The organism is Amycolatopsis sp. NPDC033938, from assembly GCF_055575975.1.
In genome coordinates this window covers 618,262-634,949 of the sequence record NZ_JBVIRO010000002.1, presented here as the reverse complement: position 1 = coordinate 634,949, position 16,688 = coordinate 618,262, and the positions used below count along the sequence as shown (strand labels likewise).

Annotated in this window: 12 protein-coding genes; 6 read left to right on the top strand and 6 right to left on the bottom strand. The window is 68.6% G+C overall.

Features of this window, described 5'->3' with window-relative positions; all coding sequences use genetic code 11:
- Positions 1-54: 54 nt before the first annotated feature.
- Positions 55-333, bottom strand: coding sequence for a hypothetical protein (locus ACZ5ZX_RS09670; protein ID WP_465501560.1), 279 nt, complete (start codon positions 331-333; stop codon positions 55-57).
- A 124-nt stretch (positions 334-457) separates the two neighbouring features.
- Here ACZ5ZX_RS09670 and ACZ5ZX_RS09665 point away from each other — a divergent pair, with 124 nt between their 5' ends.
- Positions 458-1,123: a TetR/AcrR family transcriptional regulator gene (locus tag ACZ5ZX_RS09665; protein WP_465501559.1), complete on the top strand. Its 666-nt coding sequence runs from the start codon at positions 458-460 to the stop codon at positions 1,121-1,123.
- On the opposite strand, the gene ACZ5ZX_RS09660 is transcribed toward ACZ5ZX_RS09665, so the two are convergent.
- The gene (locus ACZ5ZX_RS09660; RefSeq protein WP_465501558.1) at positions 1,050-2,078 is read right to left on the bottom strand and encodes an AraC family transcriptional regulator; all 1,029 of its coding nucleotides are present in this window, start codon (positions 2,076-2,078) and stop codon (positions 1,050-1,052) included. The genes ACZ5ZX_RS09665 and ACZ5ZX_RS09660 overlap by 74 nt on opposite strands.
- 78 nt (positions 2,079-2,156) lie before the next feature.
- Here ACZ5ZX_RS09660 and ACZ5ZX_RS09655 point away from each other — a divergent pair, with 78 nt between their 5' ends.
- From ACZ5ZX_RS09655 to ACZ5ZX_RS09645, 3 genes are read left to right on the top strand one after another with little or no spacing between them, the layout of a single operon-like run.
- Positions 2,157-3,266: a winged helix DNA-binding domain-containing protein gene (locus tag ACZ5ZX_RS09655; RefSeq protein ID WP_465501557.1), complete on the top strand. Its 1,110-nt coding sequence runs from the start codon at positions 2,157-2,159 to the stop codon at positions 3,264-3,266.
- 53 nt (positions 3,267-3,319) lie between these two features.
- A complete protein-coding gene (locus tag ACZ5ZX_RS09650) occupies positions 3,320-4,777 on the top strand; it encodes a flavin-containing monooxygenase (protein ID WP_465501556.1) in 1,458 nt (485 codons plus the stop codon).
- On the top strand, positions 4,774-6,441 hold the full coding sequence (locus tag ACZ5ZX_RS09645) for a GMC oxidoreductase (RefSeq protein WP_465501555.1): 1,668 nt from the start codon (positions 4,774-4,776) through the stop codon (positions 6,439-6,441). The genes ACZ5ZX_RS09650 and ACZ5ZX_RS09645 overlap by 4 nt, the downstream gene beginning before the upstream one ends.
- Positions 6,442-6,508: 67 nt before the next feature.
- Here ACZ5ZX_RS09645 and ACZ5ZX_RS09640 read toward each other — a convergent pair whose 3' ends face one another.
- A complete protein-coding gene (locus ACZ5ZX_RS09640; RefSeq protein ID WP_465501554.1) occupies positions 6,509-7,999 on the bottom strand; it encodes a chitinase in 1,491 nt (496 codons plus the stop codon).
- 161 nt (positions 8,000-8,160) lie between these two features.
- Between ACZ5ZX_RS09640 and ACZ5ZX_RS09635 the strand changes: the two genes are divergently transcribed.
- A complete protein-coding gene (locus ACZ5ZX_RS09635; RefSeq protein WP_465501553.1) occupies positions 8,161-10,533 on the top strand; it encodes a Tex family protein in 2,373 nt (790 codons plus the stop codon).
- 100 nt (positions 10,534-10,633) lie between these two features.
- Here the strand turns inward: ACZ5ZX_RS09635 and ACZ5ZX_RS09630 are convergent, their stop codons facing one another.
- Complete coding sequence (locus tag ACZ5ZX_RS09630) at positions 10,634-12,364, bottom strand: acyl-CoA dehydrogenase (protein ID WP_465501552.1); 1,731 nt, start codon at positions 12,362-12,364, stop codon at positions 10,634-10,636.
- A 24-nt stretch (positions 12,365-12,388) separates the two neighbouring features.
- A complete protein-coding gene (locus ACZ5ZX_RS09625; RefSeq protein WP_465501551.1) occupies positions 12,389-13,726 on the bottom strand; it encodes a serine hydrolase domain-containing protein in 1,338 nt (445 codons plus the stop codon).
- 275 nt (positions 13,727-14,001) lie between these two features.
- Between ACZ5ZX_RS09625 and ACZ5ZX_RS09620 the strand changes: the two genes are divergently transcribed.
- Positions 14,002-15,651 carry a DEAD/DEAH box helicase gene (locus ACZ5ZX_RS09620; RefSeq protein WP_465501550.1) on the top strand — a complete coding sequence of 550 codons (1,650 nt, stop codon included), beginning with the start codon at positions 14,002-14,004 and terminating at the stop codon, positions 15,649-15,651.
- A 99-nt stretch (positions 15,652-15,750) separates the two neighbouring features.
- Here ACZ5ZX_RS09620 and ACZ5ZX_RS09615 read toward each other — a convergent pair whose 3' ends face one another.
- Complete coding sequence (locus ACZ5ZX_RS09615; protein WP_465501549.1) at positions 15,751-16,686, bottom strand: acyl-ACP desaturase; 936 nt, start codon at positions 16,684-16,686, stop codon at positions 15,751-15,753.
- Positions 16,687-16,688: the final 2 nt, after the last annotated feature.

Below are 16,688 nucleotides of genomic sequence, written 5' to 3'. Positions count from 1 at the left end.
TGACGCGGTGAAGGGCGCTTTCCCCGCGTCGGATGCGGGGAAAGTCCCCTTCAGCTACTCCCCCGCGGCTTTCGGCGGCTGCCGCGCCTGCCAGATCAGCGCGTCCCGCAGCTGCTGGATGAGCTGTTCGTCGTCGGCCTCCGACGGATCGACCCCGAGCGGGATCCACCGTTCGCCGACCTCGGTGCCGTTCTCGAAACTGGTGATCACGATCCCGGCGTAGGAGACGGTTTCGTCCCCGGTGTCACCCTGGATCCGGACGTCACGATGCTGCAGCCGCACACTGACCCATCGTCCGGGGCGGCACACCGGTTCGCGTTCGGCACTGGCCATTCGTCCCTACCTATGACGCCCGCTCCCTCGCCCCCAACGTCGTACGCGGGCCCCGGAGGGTTACCGGCCGGTTGTTCCGGTTCAGTAACGGCACCCGCTCACGTGAAACGGTTACGCTCGGCCCATGAGCACCGATCCGGAGATCCGGCGGCGCCGACTCGAACCGGCAGCCCGGCGTGCGGAGATCCTGGCCGCGGCACGACGGCTGTTCGGCGCGGGCACGTACGCCTCCGTGTCGACGTCGGACATCGCGAAGGCCGCCGGAGTGGCCAGGCCGCTGATCAACCACTACTTCGGTGGCAAGCGCGAGCTGTACCTGGAAGTGGTCCGGCAGATGATGATCGTGCCGGCGCCGGTGGTCGAGAACCTGCCCGACACCACCGCCGAGGAACGGCTCGCGATCAGCGTCCGGCACTGGATCGAGGTCGTCGAGCGTAACGAGCAGGCGTGGCTGACCGCGATCGGCCAGGAGGCCGTCGGCCGTGATCCGGACGTCGAGCGGATCATGCTGGAGGGTGACGAGATCGCCGCCGACCGCGTGCTCGCGGCCGCGCTGATGAGCGACATCGCCGAAGGCCGTGAAGAACTCCGCGCGATGATCCGTTCGTACGGCGGGATGTTGCGCGCCGCGTCACGCGAGTGGCTGATCCGCGGCACGCTCGACCGCGAAGAACTGCGGGTCTTCCTCACCGAGTCGATCCTGCACTTGCTGCGGGTCACCTACCCGGCCGTCCTCGCAACGCGTTCCGCCGGGCGTAGGCCGCCGGCGTCATCCCCTTCCAGCGTTTGAAGGCGTAGATGAAGCTCGACGCCTCGGCGTAGCCCAGCCGCAGCGCGACGTCCTCGACGCTGAGCACGCCGGTGTCGAGCATCTCCTCCGCCAGCGCCTGGCGGACCTCGTCCAGCAGCGCGCGGTAGCCGGTCCCGGCCTCGAACAGACGGCGCCGCAGCGTGCGGGGACTGAGCGCGAGCTGCCGCGCGACCTCGTCCATCCCCGCGTCGACCCCGCCGAGCCGCACCAGCCTTTCCCGGACCTGCTGGGCTATCCCGGATCGCTCCCGTTTCCGCGACACCAGCAGCTCGCATTGCGCGGCGCAGACCGCGACCGTCTGGTCATTGGCCTGCGGCAGCGGTTTGTCGAGCAGGAGCGGGTCCAGGGTGGCGACCTGCGAACGCGCGGAGAACGAGGGCGCCAGCCCGAACGTCCGCACGTATTCGTCCACAGTGGAGGGTCGCTCGTGCCGGAAGGCCAGTGAACGCAACGAGATGTCCGGAAGGATGTCGCGCATGACGGTGTGGATGGCGCCGAGGTCACGCAGCGTCAGGAAACGGGCGACGTCGCCGGGCACCCGGCTGTCGTCCATGGTCAGTGCCAACCGCCCGGCCTCTACGGTCACGTGCGGGATGCAGAAGGTGAAGCTCAGGTCCAGGTAACGCAGGGCGAAACGCATCGCGTCACCCAGCGTCGGGCTGCTGATGCACGCGAAGCCGAAGATGCCGAACGCGCTGACGCGGTAGCGTCTGCTCAGCCGCAGCGCGACGTCGTCCCCGCCACCGAGCCCGCGGATCAGCTCGCGGACCACGGCGAGTTCCTGGCGCGCGTCGACCTGGCCGTCCACGGGGGCGTGCTCGTAGTGGGACAGTCCGGTGACGCCGTGCTCGGCGGCGAAGCGGGCCATGAGCACGATGCTCGCCGTGCCACGGGGGTAGTCCCAATCGCGGATCACCGGCGGCGGTAGTTCCATGGCCGGGATTATGGATCCCGGCAGCGATCGGCGCATTGAGGACCGTAGCTGTCCTTGATCCCGTTTAAGGTGAGCGGCATGTCCGACACGTTGAGCAGGCGCGCGCTGAACCGCGCCATGCTGGACCGGCAGCTGCTGCTCCGGCGTTCGAAGATGACCGCGCTCGAAGCGGTCGAGCATCTCGCCGGGTTGCAGGCGCAGGCGCCCAACCCGCCGTACTTCGCGCTGTGGACGCGGCTGCACGGCTTCCGCCAGGAAGACCTGGCCAAGCTGCTGCTGGACAAGAGTGTCGTGCGGATCGCGCTCATGCGCGGCACGGTGCACCTGGTGACCCCAGAGGACGCGCTCGCGTGGCGGCCCATCGTGCAGCCGCTCTACGACCGCTCGGTGACCGGCAACACCCAGTTCGGCCCCGACATCAAGGACCTCGACCACCAGGAGATCGCCCGCACCGCCCGCAAACTGCTCGGCGAACGGCCGCTTTCGTCGGCGGGCCTCGGCGCGGAACTGGCGAAGCATTGGGAGGGCGTCGCGCCGTCGTCGCTGGTGCACGTGGCGCGGGCGTTGCTGCCGCTGGTGCAGATCCCGCCGCGGGGCGTGTGGGGCAAGTCGGGACAGCCGACGTATCAGACCACCGGGGACTGGCTGGGCGCCGAGCCGGACTCGGCGCCGTCCCCGGAAGCGATGTTCCGGCGCTATCTGGCGGCGTTCGGGCCGGCCAGTGTGCAGGACGCGCAGGCGTGGGCCGGGATCACGAAGCTCGGCGACGTCGCCGAGCGGCTGCGGCCGGAACTGCGGACGTTCCGTGACGAGAACGGGCGCGAGCTGTTCGATCTGCCGGACGCGCCTCGGCCGGATCCGGACACCCCCGCGCCACCGCGGCTGCTGGGGCCGTTCGACCAGACCATCCTGTCCTACGCCGACCGCACGCGGGTGATCAGCGACGAGTACCGCAAGGTCGTCATCACCCAGAACGGCCTGGTCAAGGGCACCATCCTGGTCGACGGATCGGTGAAGGGCTTCTGGGAGATCAAGGTGGTGAAGAAGGCCGCTTCGGTCGTCGTCACGCCGTTCGAACGCGTCCCGAAGCGCGATCTGGACGCCCTCGAAAGCTCCGCGCACCGCCTTCTGACCTGGGCGCACCCGAAGGCCGAGTCGCATACAGTGGTGGCCGGAAATCTCGATTGAGTGGCCGGACGTGCACTTCCGGGAGGGCTGATCGGTGCGTAACTTCGATCGGCATGGGCAAGACGAGCGTGCTGATCGTAGGGACGGGCTTCGGCGGGGTCGGGACGGCGATCGAACTCAAACGCGCCGGGTTCGACGACTTCACCATCCTGGAGAGCGCCGCCGAACCGGGTGGCGTCTGGCGGGAGAACACCTATCCCGGCGCGGGCTGCGACATCCCGTCGCCGCTGTACTCGTTCTCCTACGAGCCCAATCCCGACTGGCCGAAGCGCTTCTCGCTGCAGCCCGACATCCACGCCTACCTCAAACGCGTGGTCCGCCGCTACGCGCTCGAACCGCACATCCGCTTCAACACGCGGGTCACCAGCGCGTCCTTCGACGAGGAGCGCGGGCTCTGGCGGGTGGAGACCGCGGGCGGCGAGACCTTCGAGGCGACCGTCTTCGTCCCCGCCGTCGGACAGCTCTCGCGGCCGGTGCTGCCGGACATCCCCGGCCAGGAAACCTTCGAGGGCCCCAGTTTCCACTCCGCGCGCTGGGACCACGACGTCGACCTGCGCGGCAAGAAGGTCGCGGTGATCGGCACCGGCGCGAGTGCGATCCAGTTCGTGCCCCGGCTCCAGCGCCAGGCCGCGGAGCTGACGGTGTTCCAGCGCACCGCGCCCTACATCCTGGCCAAACGGGACACCAGCTACCGGCGCTGGCAGCAGCGGTTGTTCCGGTCTCTGCCGGCCACGCAACTGCTCGGCAGGCTCCGGATCTTCCTCCTCGCCGAGTACGCGACCTACGCGATGACCAAACATCCGTCGCTGGCGAAGATCTTCGAGCTCCGGGCGGCCCAGTTGCGCCGCCGCCACATCAAGGACCGGCAGCTGCGCGCGAAGCTGACTCCGGACTATCCGTTGGGTTGCAAGCGGATCCTGTTCACCAACGAATACCTGCCCGCGCTGGCGCAGCACAACGTCGCGGTGGAGACCGGCCGCATCAGCGCGATCACGCCGTCCGGGGTGTGCACCGAGGACGGCGTCGAGCACGAGGCCGACGTCATCGTCTACGGAACCGGCTTCGCGGCGACGGAGTTCCTCGGCGATCTCAAGGTGCAGGGCCTCGGCGGCCGCGCGTTGTCCGACGCCTGGTCCGGCGGCGCGCGGGCGTACCTCGGCATGACCGTGCCGGGATTCCCCAACCTGTTCTGCGTCTACGGCCCCAACACCAACCTCGGCGCGGGCTCCATCATCTACATGATCGAACGGCAGGCCCGCTACATCCGCCAAGCCGTCGAACACCTCAGCCGTCCCGGAGTGTCCTATATGGACGTCGTGCCCGAGGTCGAACAACGCTACGACGAGGAGATCCAGCGACGGCTGGGCCAGAGTGTCTGGACGGCCTGCGCCAGCTGGTACCGCCAGAACAACGGCCGCGTGAGCACGAACTGGCCGGGGCTGGTGACCGAGTACGACCGCCGGACGAAGACCCTCGACCTCGGCGACTACCGGACGGCGGGCCCGCGATGAACTACGACGTGCTGGTGATCGGCTCCGGTTTCGGCGGCAGTGTGACCGCGTTACGTCTCACCGAGAAGGGTTACCGCGTCGGCGTACTGGAGACCGGCCGCAGATTCGCCGACGACGAGTTCGCGAAGACGTCTTGGCGGCTGCGGAAGTACTTGTGGGCCCCGAAACTGGGCTGCTTCGGCATCCAACGATTGACCCTGCTGAAGAACACGTTCGTGCTGAGCGGCGCGGGCGTCGGCGGCGGCTCACTCGTCTACGCGAACACGCTCTACGAACCCCCGGACACCTTCTACGAAGATCCGCAGTGGGCGCATATCACCGACTGGAAGGCCGAACTCGCCCCGCATTACGACCAGGCGAAACGGATGCTGGGCGTGGTGGAGAACCCGCTGGTCACCCCGGCCGACCGGGTGCTGCGCGAGGTCGCCGAGGACATGGGCATCGCGGACACCTACCGGCCGACCCCGGTCGGCGTCTATTTCGGGAAACGCGACGTCGATCCGTTCTTCGGCGGCGAGGGACCTCGGCGGAAGCCGTGCACGCACTGCGGCGAATGCATGACCGGTTGCCGGGTCGGCGCGAAGAACACGACCGTCAAGAACTATCTGTACCTGGCGGAGAAGGCGGGTGCGGAGGTCCATCCGCTGACCACCGCGATGTCGGTCCGGCCGATCGAAGGCGGGTACGCGGTCGACACCGTCCAAACAGGACGCTGGGTGCGCAAGCGCAAGCGGACCTTCACCGCCACGGAGGTCGTCTTCGCCGCCGCTTCCCTGGGGACACAACGGCTCCTGCATTCCCTGAAGGACGCCGGCACGCTGCCGAACCTGTCGCCGCGGCTGGGCTCGCTCGCCAGGACGAACTCCGAGGCCGTGCTCGCCGCACGGTCGCTGCGGAAGGACACCGACTTCACCCGCGGCGTCGCGATCACGTCGTCGATCCACCCCGACGCCGTCACCCACGTCGAACCGGTGCGGTACGGCAAGGGCAGCAACTTCATGGGGCTGCTGACGACGGTGCTCGTCGACGCCGAGCCGGGCAAACGCCGGTGGGTACTGGGCTTGCGCGAGCTACGGCGGAACTGGCGGCACCTGGCGCGGCTGCACAATCCGCGGCACTGGTCGGAGCGGATGGTCGGGCTGCTGGTGATGCAGACGCTGAACAATTCCGTGACCACGTACACGAAACGCGGGCTCTTCGGCCGCCGGATGACCACGAAACAGGGCGTCGGCGACCCGAATCCGGAGTGGATCCCGGCCGGGCACGAGGTCACCCGGCGGGTGGCGGACAAGATCGGCGGGCTGGCGCAGGGTGCCTGGACGGATCTGGCGAACATCCCGATCACCGGGCATTTCATCGGCGGTTGCGCGATCGGCGACAGCCCGGAGACCGGCGTCGTCGACCCGTACCAGCGCGTGCACGGCCATCCCGGCCTGCACATCGCCGACGGCTCGGCGATCTCGGCGAACCTCGGGGTGAACCCGTCGCTGACCATCACCGCGCAGGCCGAACGCGCGATGGCGTTGTGGCCCAACAAGGGAGAGGCCGACCCGCGGCCGCCGCTGGGCTCCCCCTACCGGCGTCTCTCCCCGGTGGCTCCCCTCAAGCCCGTCGTGCCCCCGCACGCTCCGGCCGCCCTGCGCCTCCCCCTCACCCCGCTCTGAGACGCCGCATTCGTCCTCTGAATGCGGTCGGTAGGCGAACCACCGCATTCAGAGGACGAAACGCGTATCACGGGAGGCCTGCGAGCCCCGCGCTCACCGTGTTGGACCACGAGTAGCCCTGCGACGCGTCCCAGTTGATCGACCACGTCATCGCGCCCCGGATCGCCGGGTACGTCGCCGACGGCTTGAACGAACCGCAGTTCGTGCCCTTCGCCAGGCAGTTCAGCGCGTTGACCGTGTTGCCGGGCGCCTGGTAACCGCCGCCCGCCGCCGAACCCGACGCGGGAAGGCCGAGCCCGACCTGGTCGGCACGCAGGCCGCCCTGCAGCTGGATGCAGGCCAGCGCGGTGAGGAAGTCGACCGTGCCCTGCGAGTAGACCTTCTGATCGCAGCCGAGCATCGCGCCGCTGTTGTAGTACTGCATGTTGACGATCGTCAGGATGTCCTTGACGTTGAGTGCCAGCTTGAAGTACTCGGCAGCCGGGCTCTGCATGTCGATCGTCTGCGGCGCCATCGTGATGACCGTGCCGCCGCCGGCGTGGATGGCCCGCAGCGCCTGCGCCATGTAGGTCGCGTTGACGCCGTTCTCGAGGTCGATGTCGACGCCGTCGAAACCGTAGGTCGCGATGAGGGACTTCATGCTGTTCGAGAAGTTCGTCGCGGCGGCCGAGGAGTCGACGCGGATCGTGCCCTTCTCGCCGCCGACGGAGAGGATGACCTTCTGCCCACGTGCCTGTGCCGTCTTGATGTCGGCCTTGAACTGCGCGTCGGTGTACCCGCCGAGCTGGCTCGAAAGACCGGAGTCGAGGGTGAAGGTGACCGCACCCGGCGTGGACGTCGCGTCGGCGAAGGACACCGCGATGATGTTGTACTTCGTCGGGACGTCGGCGAGCTTGAGCGCCTTCGCGCCGTTGTAGAAGTTCTGCCAGTACCCGGTGATCACGTGCTTCGGCAGGTTCCCGGTCGGCGGGGTGCTCGTCGTGGTCGTCGGCTCGCTGGTCGTGGTGGTGGTGGGCGGATTCGAAGTCGTCGGTGTGGTCGGCGTCGTGGTGGGTGAGCCGCCTGGGCCGTCGAGGTTGACGTCGTCGGCGAAGTAGGCGGGCTGGCCGTACCAGCCGTGCAGGTAGATCTCGACGCTGGTGGTGGACGCGCCGGTGGTGAAGGTCAGTGACAGCTGAGACCAGCTGGCGCCGCCAGGGGTCCAGGTGTTCTTGTCACCCGTTCCGGTTCCGGTGACGCCGAGGTAGGTGTAGCTGCCCTGCACCCACGCCGACAGCGTGTACGCGGTGTTCGCCTTCACCGGCACGCTCTGCGAGCAGCGGGCGTTGTCCTGCCCCGCGGGGGTGGCGCTGAGCGCGCGGCTGCCCGAGTGGACCGGTGTGCTGACCACCGCGTTCGCGCCGGAGCAGGTCCAGCCGCTCGTGGTCCCGAGTTCGAAGCCGGGGTTGGTCAGGATGTTGGCGGCGGAGGCGCTGCCCGACACCGCGAAAGTCACCCCCAGGCACACGGCCAGTGACGACAGCAGGGCGAGGAACGCGTGTTTCGGCTTGACTTTCACAGGTGGCCTCCACGAACGGGTGACGTCGGCCACATCAAAATGGACTAGACCAATACGGCTGTCAAGGGTTCGGTTAAGGGAGGCCATACGAAAGTCGGCTCGGTACGAGCGGCAGAATGCAGGGTCCAAGAGCACCCGAGGGCGGATTCAGGAGCGTGGGAGTGAGCGTGCAGGGCCTGCAGACAGTCGAGCAGAAGATCGCCGAAGAACTCGGTGTGCGCGAAGGGCAGGTCAAGGCGGCCGTCGACCTGCTGGACGGCGGATCGACCGTGCCGTTCATCGCCCGGTACCGCAAAGAGGTCACCGGGATGCTGGACGACAGCCAGCTCCGCACCCTTGAGGAACGCCTCCGCTACCTGCGGGAACTCGACGAGCGCCGGGTCGCGGTGCTGGATTCGATCCGCAGCCAGGGCAAACTCGACGAAGCGCTGGAAGCGTCGATCATGGCGGCGGACACGAAGTCCCGCCTCGAGGACATCTACCTGCCGTTCAAGCCGAAGCGGCGCACGAAGGCGATGATCGCCCGCGAGGCCGGTCTGGAGCCGCTCGCCGACGGACTGCTGAGCGATCCGAACACCGACCCGCAGGCCGCCGCCGCGGTGTTCGTCGACGCCGACAAGGGTGTCGCGGACGCGCAGGCCGCGCTCGACGGCGCCCGCGCGATCCTCGTCGAACGCTTCGCCGAGGACGCCGACCTCATCGGCGAACTGCGCGAGAAGATGTGGTCGCAGGGCCGTCTGGCTTCGAAGGTCCGCGACGGAAAGGCCGAAGAGGGCGCGAAGTTCTCCGACTACTTCGACTTCTCCGAGCCCTACACCAAACTCCCCTCGCACCGGATCCTCGCGATGTTCCGCGGCGAGAAGGAGGAGATCCTCGACCTCACGATGGAGTCCGAGGAGCCGTCCGAAGAGCCGCGCACCGGGCCGACCGACTACGAGACCCGCATCGCGCACAAGTTCGGCATCTCCAACGAAGGCCGTCCTGGCGACAAGTGGCTCAACGACACCGTCCGCTGGGCATGGCGCACGAAGATCCTGCTGCACCTGGGCATCGACCTGCGGATGCGGCTGCGCCAGTCGGCCGAGGACGACGCCGTCCGCGTCTTCGCCGCGAACCTGCGCGACCTGCTGCTCGCCGCCCCGGCGGGCACCCGCGCCACGATGGGCCTCGACCCGGGTTTCCGCACCGGCGTCAAGGTCGCCGTGGTCGACGCGACCGGCAAGGTCGTCGACACCCACGTCATCTACCCGCACCAGCCCGCGAACAAATGGGACCAGTCCATCGCCGAACTCGCGGCGCTGTGCGCCCGGCACAAGGTGGACCTGATCTCGATCGGCAACGGCACCGCGTCCCGCGAGACCGACAAGCTCGCCGGTGAGCTGATCAAGAAGCACCCGGAACTGAAGCTGACGAAGGCCGTCGTCTCCGAGGCGGGCGCGTCGGTCTACTCGGCGTCGGCGTTCGCTTCGCAGGAACTGCCGGGCATGGACGTGTCGCTGCGCGGCGCGGTCTCCATCGCGCGACGGCTGCAGGACCCGCTGGCCGAACTGGTGAAGATCGACCCGAAGTCGATCGGTGTCGGGCAGTACCAGCACGACCTGTCGGAGGTCTCACTGTCGCGTTCACTCGACGCGGTGGTCGAAGACTGTGTGAACGCGGTCGGCGTGGACGTCAACACCGCGTCGGCGCCGCTGCTGACCCGCGTCTCCGGCATCACGACCGGGCTGGCGGAGAACATCGTGGCGCACCGCGACGCGAACGGGCCGTTCAAGACCCGCTCCGGGCTGAAGGAGGTCGCGCGGCTCGGTCCCAAGGCGTTCGAGCAGTGCGCGGGCTTCCTCCGGATCCCGGACGGCGACGACCCGCTCGACTCGTCCTCGGTGCACCCGGAGGCGTACCCGGTGGTGCGGCGGATCCTGTCCTCGACCGGTACGGACATCCGCTCGCTGATCGGCAACTCGCGGACGCTGCAGGCGCTGAAGCCGTCGGAGTTCGTCGACGAGACCTTCGGCCTCCCGACGGTGACCGACATCCTCGCCGAACTCGAAAAGCCGGGCCGCGACCCGCGTCCGGCGTTCAAGACCGCGACCTTCGCCGAGGGTGTCGACAAGCTCTCCGACCTCAAGCCGGGGATGCGGCTGGAAGGCGTCGTGACGAATGTGACCGCGTTCGGCGCGTTCATCGACGTCGGCGTGCACCAGGACGGCCTCGCGCACGTCTCGGCGCTGTCGAAGAACTTCGTCAAGGATCCGCGTGAGGTCGTGAAGCCCGGCGACATCGTCAAGGTGAAGGTGCTGGAAGTCGATGTGCCGCGCAAGCGGATCTCGCTGACGCTCCGGCTTGACGACGAGCCGGGCAAGCCTGCTCGTGAGCAGGGCGGCGGCGGTCGTGACCGCGGTCAGGGCGGTGGCGGCCAGCGTCAGGGCGGTCAGCGTCAGGGTGGCGGTAGTCGAGGTGGCCGGGACCGTGGAGGGAACTCTGGAGGGGGCGGCGCTATGGCGGACGCGCTCCGGAAGGCCGGCTTCGGCAAGTAAGGGTTGGGCGCGTTAGAAGCGGCTGAAGGGCGCTTTCCCCGCATGTGATGCGAGGAAAGCGCCCTTCACCGCGTCAGATGCGGGGAAAGCGTCCTTCAGCTCACGGGGCCATCTCGTAGGTGCCGGAGAGATCGCGGACGAGGGACCAGACGTGGTCGAAGCGGGCCGCGTCGACGACGGGCTTCCGGATCGACGCCAGCGCGAGTGCCTGCTGCGCCTCGGTCGAGGACGACTTCCCGTGCAGCTCGATCGCGGTGGCGCTGAAGTCCTGCACCAGGATGGCGAAGATCTGGTCGACGACCTCGGTCTCGATGCCGGTGATCTCGGCCTGCTCCAGCACCAGCTGCCCGTAGACGACCAGCGTGAACAGCTCGGTCAGCGCGAGGCCGAAGTCGATGTCCTGCTGCTGAGCCTCGTCCGGGGCCGCTTCGGTGAACAGCTTCACCAGCGCTTCGGCCTGCTCGGTGAACCGCGCGACGTTCGGGATCGCGGACGCCTTCGCGTAGGCCTCGCGCCAGTCGTGGAACCGCACCTTCGACAGCCCGCGCGCGGGGCCCTGCCGGAACAGGAACTCGTCGTCGGCGGCGTCGGTGCGCGTCGGCACCGGCTCGTAGGCCTGCGGCGCGAACAGGTACGCGGGCACGAACTTCGCGATCAGCGCGAGGTTCACCGCCACCGTGCCTTCCAGCTTCGGCAGGCCGTCGATGTCGTTCTTGGACATCGCGAGGTAGGTGTCGGCCTCGAAACCCTTGGCCGCCACCACATCCGCGACCAGGCCGATGACCTTCTGCGCCTCGGTGGTCACCTTCATCTTGGTGATCGGGTTGAACAGCAGGTACCGGCGGTCGTCCGGGTTCGCGCTGCGGAAGTAGTCCACGGCGCGGTCGGAGAACAGCTTCATCGCGATGAGCCGCGCGTACGCCTCCACGAATTCCCGTCGCACGTGCGGGAAATCGGTGACCTTCTTGCCGTAGAGCACCCGGTTGTGCGCGTGCGTGATCGCCTCGTACAGCGAGTGCGTCGACATCCCGATGCCGCCGAAGCACAGGTTGAACTTGCCGATGTTGACCGTGTTCAGCGCCGCGGAGAACGCTTCGGCGCCGACGTGCAGAATGTCCTCTTCGGACACCGGGTAGTCGTCGAGCCTGAACTCGGCGACGTACATCTGGGACGGCACGACGTTCTTCACCACGTGGTAGTTCGGGTGCTCCGAGTCCGCGTAGAAGAACACGTACTGGTCCGGGCCCTCGACACCGTCGATGCGGCCGAACACCGACACGGTCCGCGCGCAGTTCCCGTTGCCGATGTAGTACTTCGACCCGTTCGCGCGGTAACCGCCCGCACCGTCCGGGGTCAGCACGAGGTCCGACGAGTAGATGTCGGCGCCATGCTCCTTTTCGGACAGTCCGAACGCGGCGACGCCACCGGCCGCGAGCGAGTCCGCCGCGCGTTTGCGGGCGGCCTCGTTCGCGCTCTGCCACACCGGGCCGAGGCCCAGGATGGTCACCTGCCAGGGGTACCAGTAGTTCAGCCCATAGAAGCCGAGGATTTCCGACAGCGCCGCGACGCGCGCGGTGTCCCAGCGCTTGTCGGGATCGCCCTCGGCGTTGGCACCGGGAGTGAGGAACGTCGAAAAGAGCCCTTCCTTGCCCGCGAACTCGATGAAGTCCGCGTAGAAGGTCCGCTCGTGGTAGTCCTCGACGAGCTTGCGCTTGCCTCGCTGTTCGAACCACTCGATGGTGGCACGCAGCAGGCGACGCGTCTCCGGGTCGAACTGCCGTGGGTCGTACCCACCCGGGTTCAGCAACAACGCGGTCGCCTTTTCGCTCATCGTCACTCCTGGTCGCCGAAGTTACTACCCGGTAACCGTAGCGCGCCGCTTCGCCGTCCGGCCACCGAACTCGACCGAAGTCACCTCCCCGTGCTCATTCCGCAGGAAACGCGCGGTGGGCTTGCGGGTGTCCGCGGCCGGGGCGATCGCGTCGTCTCCGACGAACACGGCTTCGAACGGCGGCGGCGACGGGAAGTCCTCGATCTCGGCGACCATCTGGGCCTGCAGCGCGCCGTCCCGGTCGCTCACCACGAACGCCAGGTCACCGGTCTGGTAGCGGCCGAGGTATTCGGCGATGTCCGGCTGGGGCACCGGCGGCAAGGTCGTGAGCGGAGGCAACCCGACCAGCTTCTCCAGGCACCAGTCGACGATCTTCGCCCCCAGCGCCGCCCCGCCCGCGCTGTTGGTCAGCACCGTGACGGCGAAGTCCTCCTCCGGCAGCGTCACGAAGTCCGACAGCTGCAGGTTGCTCACGTTGCCACCGTGCCGGACCAGGCGCGCGTCGCCGTGGCTCGTGTGCAGCCAGCTCAGCCCGACCTCCTCGAACCGCAGGGCGGCCTTGCGCTGCGGTGCGCGCAAGAGGTCACGGGACGCGGCATTGAGCGGCGGCTCGCCCTCGGCCTCGCCGGTCAGGAAGAACCGGGCCCATTTCAGCTGGTCACCCGCCGTGGACCACAGGCCGCCGCTCGCGCTGTCCGCTCGGGTCAGGCCCACGGTGTGCTCGACCGCCGGTCCGCCTTCGCGCACCACGTGACCGACGGCGTGACGGCGCGTGAGCACTTCCCACGGCAGGTAATACGACTCGGTCATACCGAGCGGTTCGAGCAGCCGGGTGCGGACCACGTGCTCGAAGGGTTCGCCTGCCACCACCTCGACGACCCGCCCGGCCAGCTGGAACCCGGCGTTGCAGTAGGAGAACACCTCGCCGGGTGCGAAGTTCTGCGGCAGCTCGCCGAACTTCGCGATCGCCAGCGCCAGCGCGTCGTCACCCCAGCCGGTCGTGAAGTCGACGTCGCCGAGGAACCCGGCGGAGTGGGTGAGCAGATGCCGGAGCGTCACCGTCTTCCGCGCGGCCGGATCCGCCAGTGGGAGATCAGGCAGGTACTCGGCGACCGGCCGGTCCAGGTCCAGCAGTCCGTCCTCGACCAGTGCCATGACGGCGGCCGCGGCGAAGGTCTTGCTGGTGGAGCCGATCATGAACAGCGTGCCGGGATCGACCGGGAGACCGGTGTCCACACTGGACACTCCGGTGGCGGACACCGACTCCTCGCCGCGGTGTGTCACCCCCACGACGGCACCCGGGACACCCGCCTCTCTCGCCCACTCGTCGAGTACGCCTTGCAGATCCTGAACGTTCGACACCCGTGTCCCCTTTCGTACGGTCAGGCCAGCGTTTCACCGCGCCGCCGCGCCCGGCTCGTCCGAACCGACGAACATCGCCGGACCGGTGCGGGCGATATCACGTAGTCCGGGAGATCAGGACCGGGTACACTGGACGACGCGGTCCGCTCAGTTCTGCCTCGGGCCGCGTTTCGTTGTCGAAGACCACGCGCCGCGGCCCCCCGAGGTCTGCGCCGGGCAGGACAACCCTTTCTATCCGTACGGAGATACCAGGGCGCACCTGTGCCCACACGCTTATGAGCACACCTACTTTCACCGAACTCGGCCTGCCCAAGACCCTCGTGGACTCGCTCGCCGAGCAGGGCGTCACCAGCCCGTTCCCGATCCAGGCCGCCACGCTGCCGCATTCGCTGGCGGGCCGGGACGTCCTCGGCCGCGGCCGCACCGGCTCCGGCAAGACCTACGGCTTCGTGCTGCCCGTCCTGGCCCGGCTCGCCGCCGGCCCGACCCGGCGCCGCCCCGGCCGTCCGCGCGCGCTGGTACTGGCGCCGACCCGTGAACTGGCCACCCAGATCGAGGCTTCGTTCGTTCCGCTGGCCAAACCGCTCGGCCTCAAGGTCACCACCATCTTCGGCGGGGTCAGCCCCAATCCGCAGATCACCCGGCTGCGTGACGGCGTCGACATCGTCGTCGCCTGCCCCGGCAGGCTCGCCGACCACATGCGTTCCGGCGAGGTGAAACTCGACAACATCGAGATCACCGTGCTGGACGAGGCCGACCACATGGCCGACCTCGGCTTCCTGCCCGACGTCCGGCGCATCATGGCCGAGACCCCGGAGCGCGGCCAGCGGCTGCTGTTCTCCGCGACCCTCGACGCGGGCGTCGACGTGCTGGTCAAGCGCTTCATGCACGACCCGGTCACGCACAGCGTCGACTCGGCGCAGTCGCCGGTCTCGACCATGCAGCACCACGTGCTGCACCTGGAGGAGGTCCACCGGCTGCCGGTGCTGATCGACCTCACCGCGGCGCCGGGCCGCACCCTGGTGTTCACCCGGACGAAGCACCGCGCCAAGCAGCTGACGCGCAAGCTCATGGCCTCCGGCGTACCGGCGGTCGAACTGCACGGCAACCTCGGTCAGACCGCGCGGACGCGCAACCTGGAGGCGTTCTCCTCCGGTGCGGCGAAGACACTGGTCGCCACCGACATCGCCGCCCGCGGTATCCACGTCGACGACGTCACACTGGTCATCCACGCCGACCCGCCGGTCGAGCACAAGGCGTATCTGCACCGGTCCGGCCGGACCGCGCGGGCCGGTGCGTCCGGCACCGTCGTCACGCTGATGACCGACGCGCAGGTCGGCGACGTCCGCGACCTCACCCGCAAGGCGGGCATCAAGCCGACCACGACGCAGCTCGGCCCCGGCCATCCGCTGCTGGCCGAACTGGCTCCCGGCGAGCGTTCGTTCACCGCGTCACCGCGGCGGCCGATCGTGGACACCCGGCCGAAGAAGGTCTCCGCCAGTGGCGAGGCCATCCTCGGCAAGGGCGATGAGGAAGACGACCGTCCGGCAGGCGGCCGTGGCCGAGGTAACCGGGCGGGCCGTGGCCGTGGCCCGTCCGCCGGTGGCCGGGGTGCTTCCGGTGGCGGACGGCGCAGTGGTGGCTCCTCGGAGGGCCGCTCGCGTCAGCCCCGGGCCGAGGGTGACCGCCGTGGTGGTGCTCCCGCCGGTCAGGGCCGTCGCGGCGCCGAGACCACCGGACGTCGCGAAGGCGCACCCAAGGGCGGTCAGGCTCGTCGTGGTGCGGCGGAGTCCCAGCCGCGCCGCGGTTCCGGTGCCGCCAAGTCCCAGTCCTCGCGCAACCAGTCCGGTGGGGCTCCGGCCCGCCGTGGCGGTGCCGCCGCGTTCTCGTCGGGAACCCGCGCGGGCGGCCGCCGCTCCCGCTAGCTCACTCTGACGGCCGCCACGCGTGATTCGGCGGAGAACTCACGTGATTGGATGGAGAACACGGAGTTCTCCGTCTGATCACGTGAGTTGGCCGTCTGATCACGTGCGTCGGGCGGCGGAGCGGGCTTCGGCGGCCGCGCGCCGCTCCTCGAACCGCGACGCCTGGGTGTCGAGGGTCTTCAGGAACTGGTCGAGTTCGTCCCTGGCCTTCTCCCCCACCTCGCCGAGCCCTTCCAGCTCGAAGATCTTCCACTGCCGCAGCAACGGCCAGATCACTTCGTCGTGGTGGATCCGCAGGTCGTAGATACCCGCCTTCGCGATCAGCGCGGCCTTTCGCACGAAGCTCGGGATCACCGCGCCCGGCATCTGGAACTGGACGACCTCGTCGGTGATCGCGCGCATCATCGCGTCGGGGGTGAGCTCCAGCGACGCCTGCACCAGATTCCGGTAGAAGACCATGTGCAGGTTTTCGTCCATCGCGACCCGGGAAAGCAGCTTCTCGCACAGCGGATCCTGCGTGTACCGGCCGGTGTTCCGGTGCGAAATCCGGGTCGCCAGTTCCTGGAACGACACGTACGCGAAGACGTTCAGCAACGCCTTGTCACCGCTGTCGTAGCCGGCCTGCATCGTCTGCATCCTGGCCCGCTCCAGCTCGACCGGATCCACCGCGCGCGTCACCAGCAGGTAGTCGCGGATGCAGATGCCGTGGCGGCCTTCTTCGGCGGTCCAACGGTGCACCCAGGTGCCCCACGCGCCATCGCGCCCGAACGCCCGCTCGATCTCGCGGTGGTAGCTCGGCAGGTTGTCCTCGGTGAGGAGGTTGACCTCCAGCGAGGTCCGCGCGATCGGCGACACCCGCGACTGCTCGGGATCCCACGGCTCGCCGCCCAGTTCGGCGAAGTTCTTCCCCTCGCTCCACGGCACGTACTCGTGCGGCATCCATTCCTTGGCGACCGAGAGATGCCGGTTGAGGTTCTCCTCGACCGTCCCCTCGAGCTCGAGCATCAGCCGGGTGCTTTCGGGGACCGTGGTCATGC

Bases quoted from the DNA above. Each gene is read 5' to 3' on its own strand.
- ACZ5ZX_RS09655 (WP_465501557.1), top strand. From the start codon at position 2,157: ATGTCCGACACGTTGAGCAGGCGCGCGCTGAACCGCGCCATGCTGGAC.
- ACZ5ZX_RS09665 (WP_465501559.1), top strand. From the start codon at position 458: ATGAGCACCGATCCGGAGATCCGGCGGCGCCGACTCGAACCGGCAGCC.
- ACZ5ZX_RS09650 (WP_465501556.1), top strand. From the start codon at position 3,320: ATGGGCAAGACGAGCGTGCTGATCGTAGGGACGGGCTTCGGCGGGGTC.
- ACZ5ZX_RS09615 (WP_465501549.1), bottom strand. From the start codon at position 16,686: ATGACCACGGTCCCCGAAAGCACCCGGCTGATGCTCGAGCTCGAGGGG.
- ACZ5ZX_RS09620 (WP_465501550.1), top strand. From the start codon at position 14,002: ATGAGCACACCTACTTTCACCGAACTCGGCCTGCCCAAGACCCTCGTG.
- ACZ5ZX_RS09670 (WP_465501560.1), bottom strand. From the start codon at position 333: ATGGCCAGTGCCGAACGCGAACCGGTGTGCCGCCCCGGACGATGGGTC.
- ACZ5ZX_RS09660 (WP_465501558.1), bottom strand. From the start codon at position 2,078: ATGGAACTACCGCCGCCGGTGATCCGCGATTGGGACTACCCCCGTGGC.
- ACZ5ZX_RS09630 (WP_465501552.1), bottom strand. From the start codon at position 12,364: ATGAGCGAAAAGGCGACCGCGTTGTTGCTGAACCCGGGTGGGTACGAC.
- ACZ5ZX_RS09645 (WP_465501555.1), top strand. From the start codon at position 4,774: ATGAACTACGACGTGCTGGTGATCGGCTCCGGTTTCGGCGGCAGTGTG.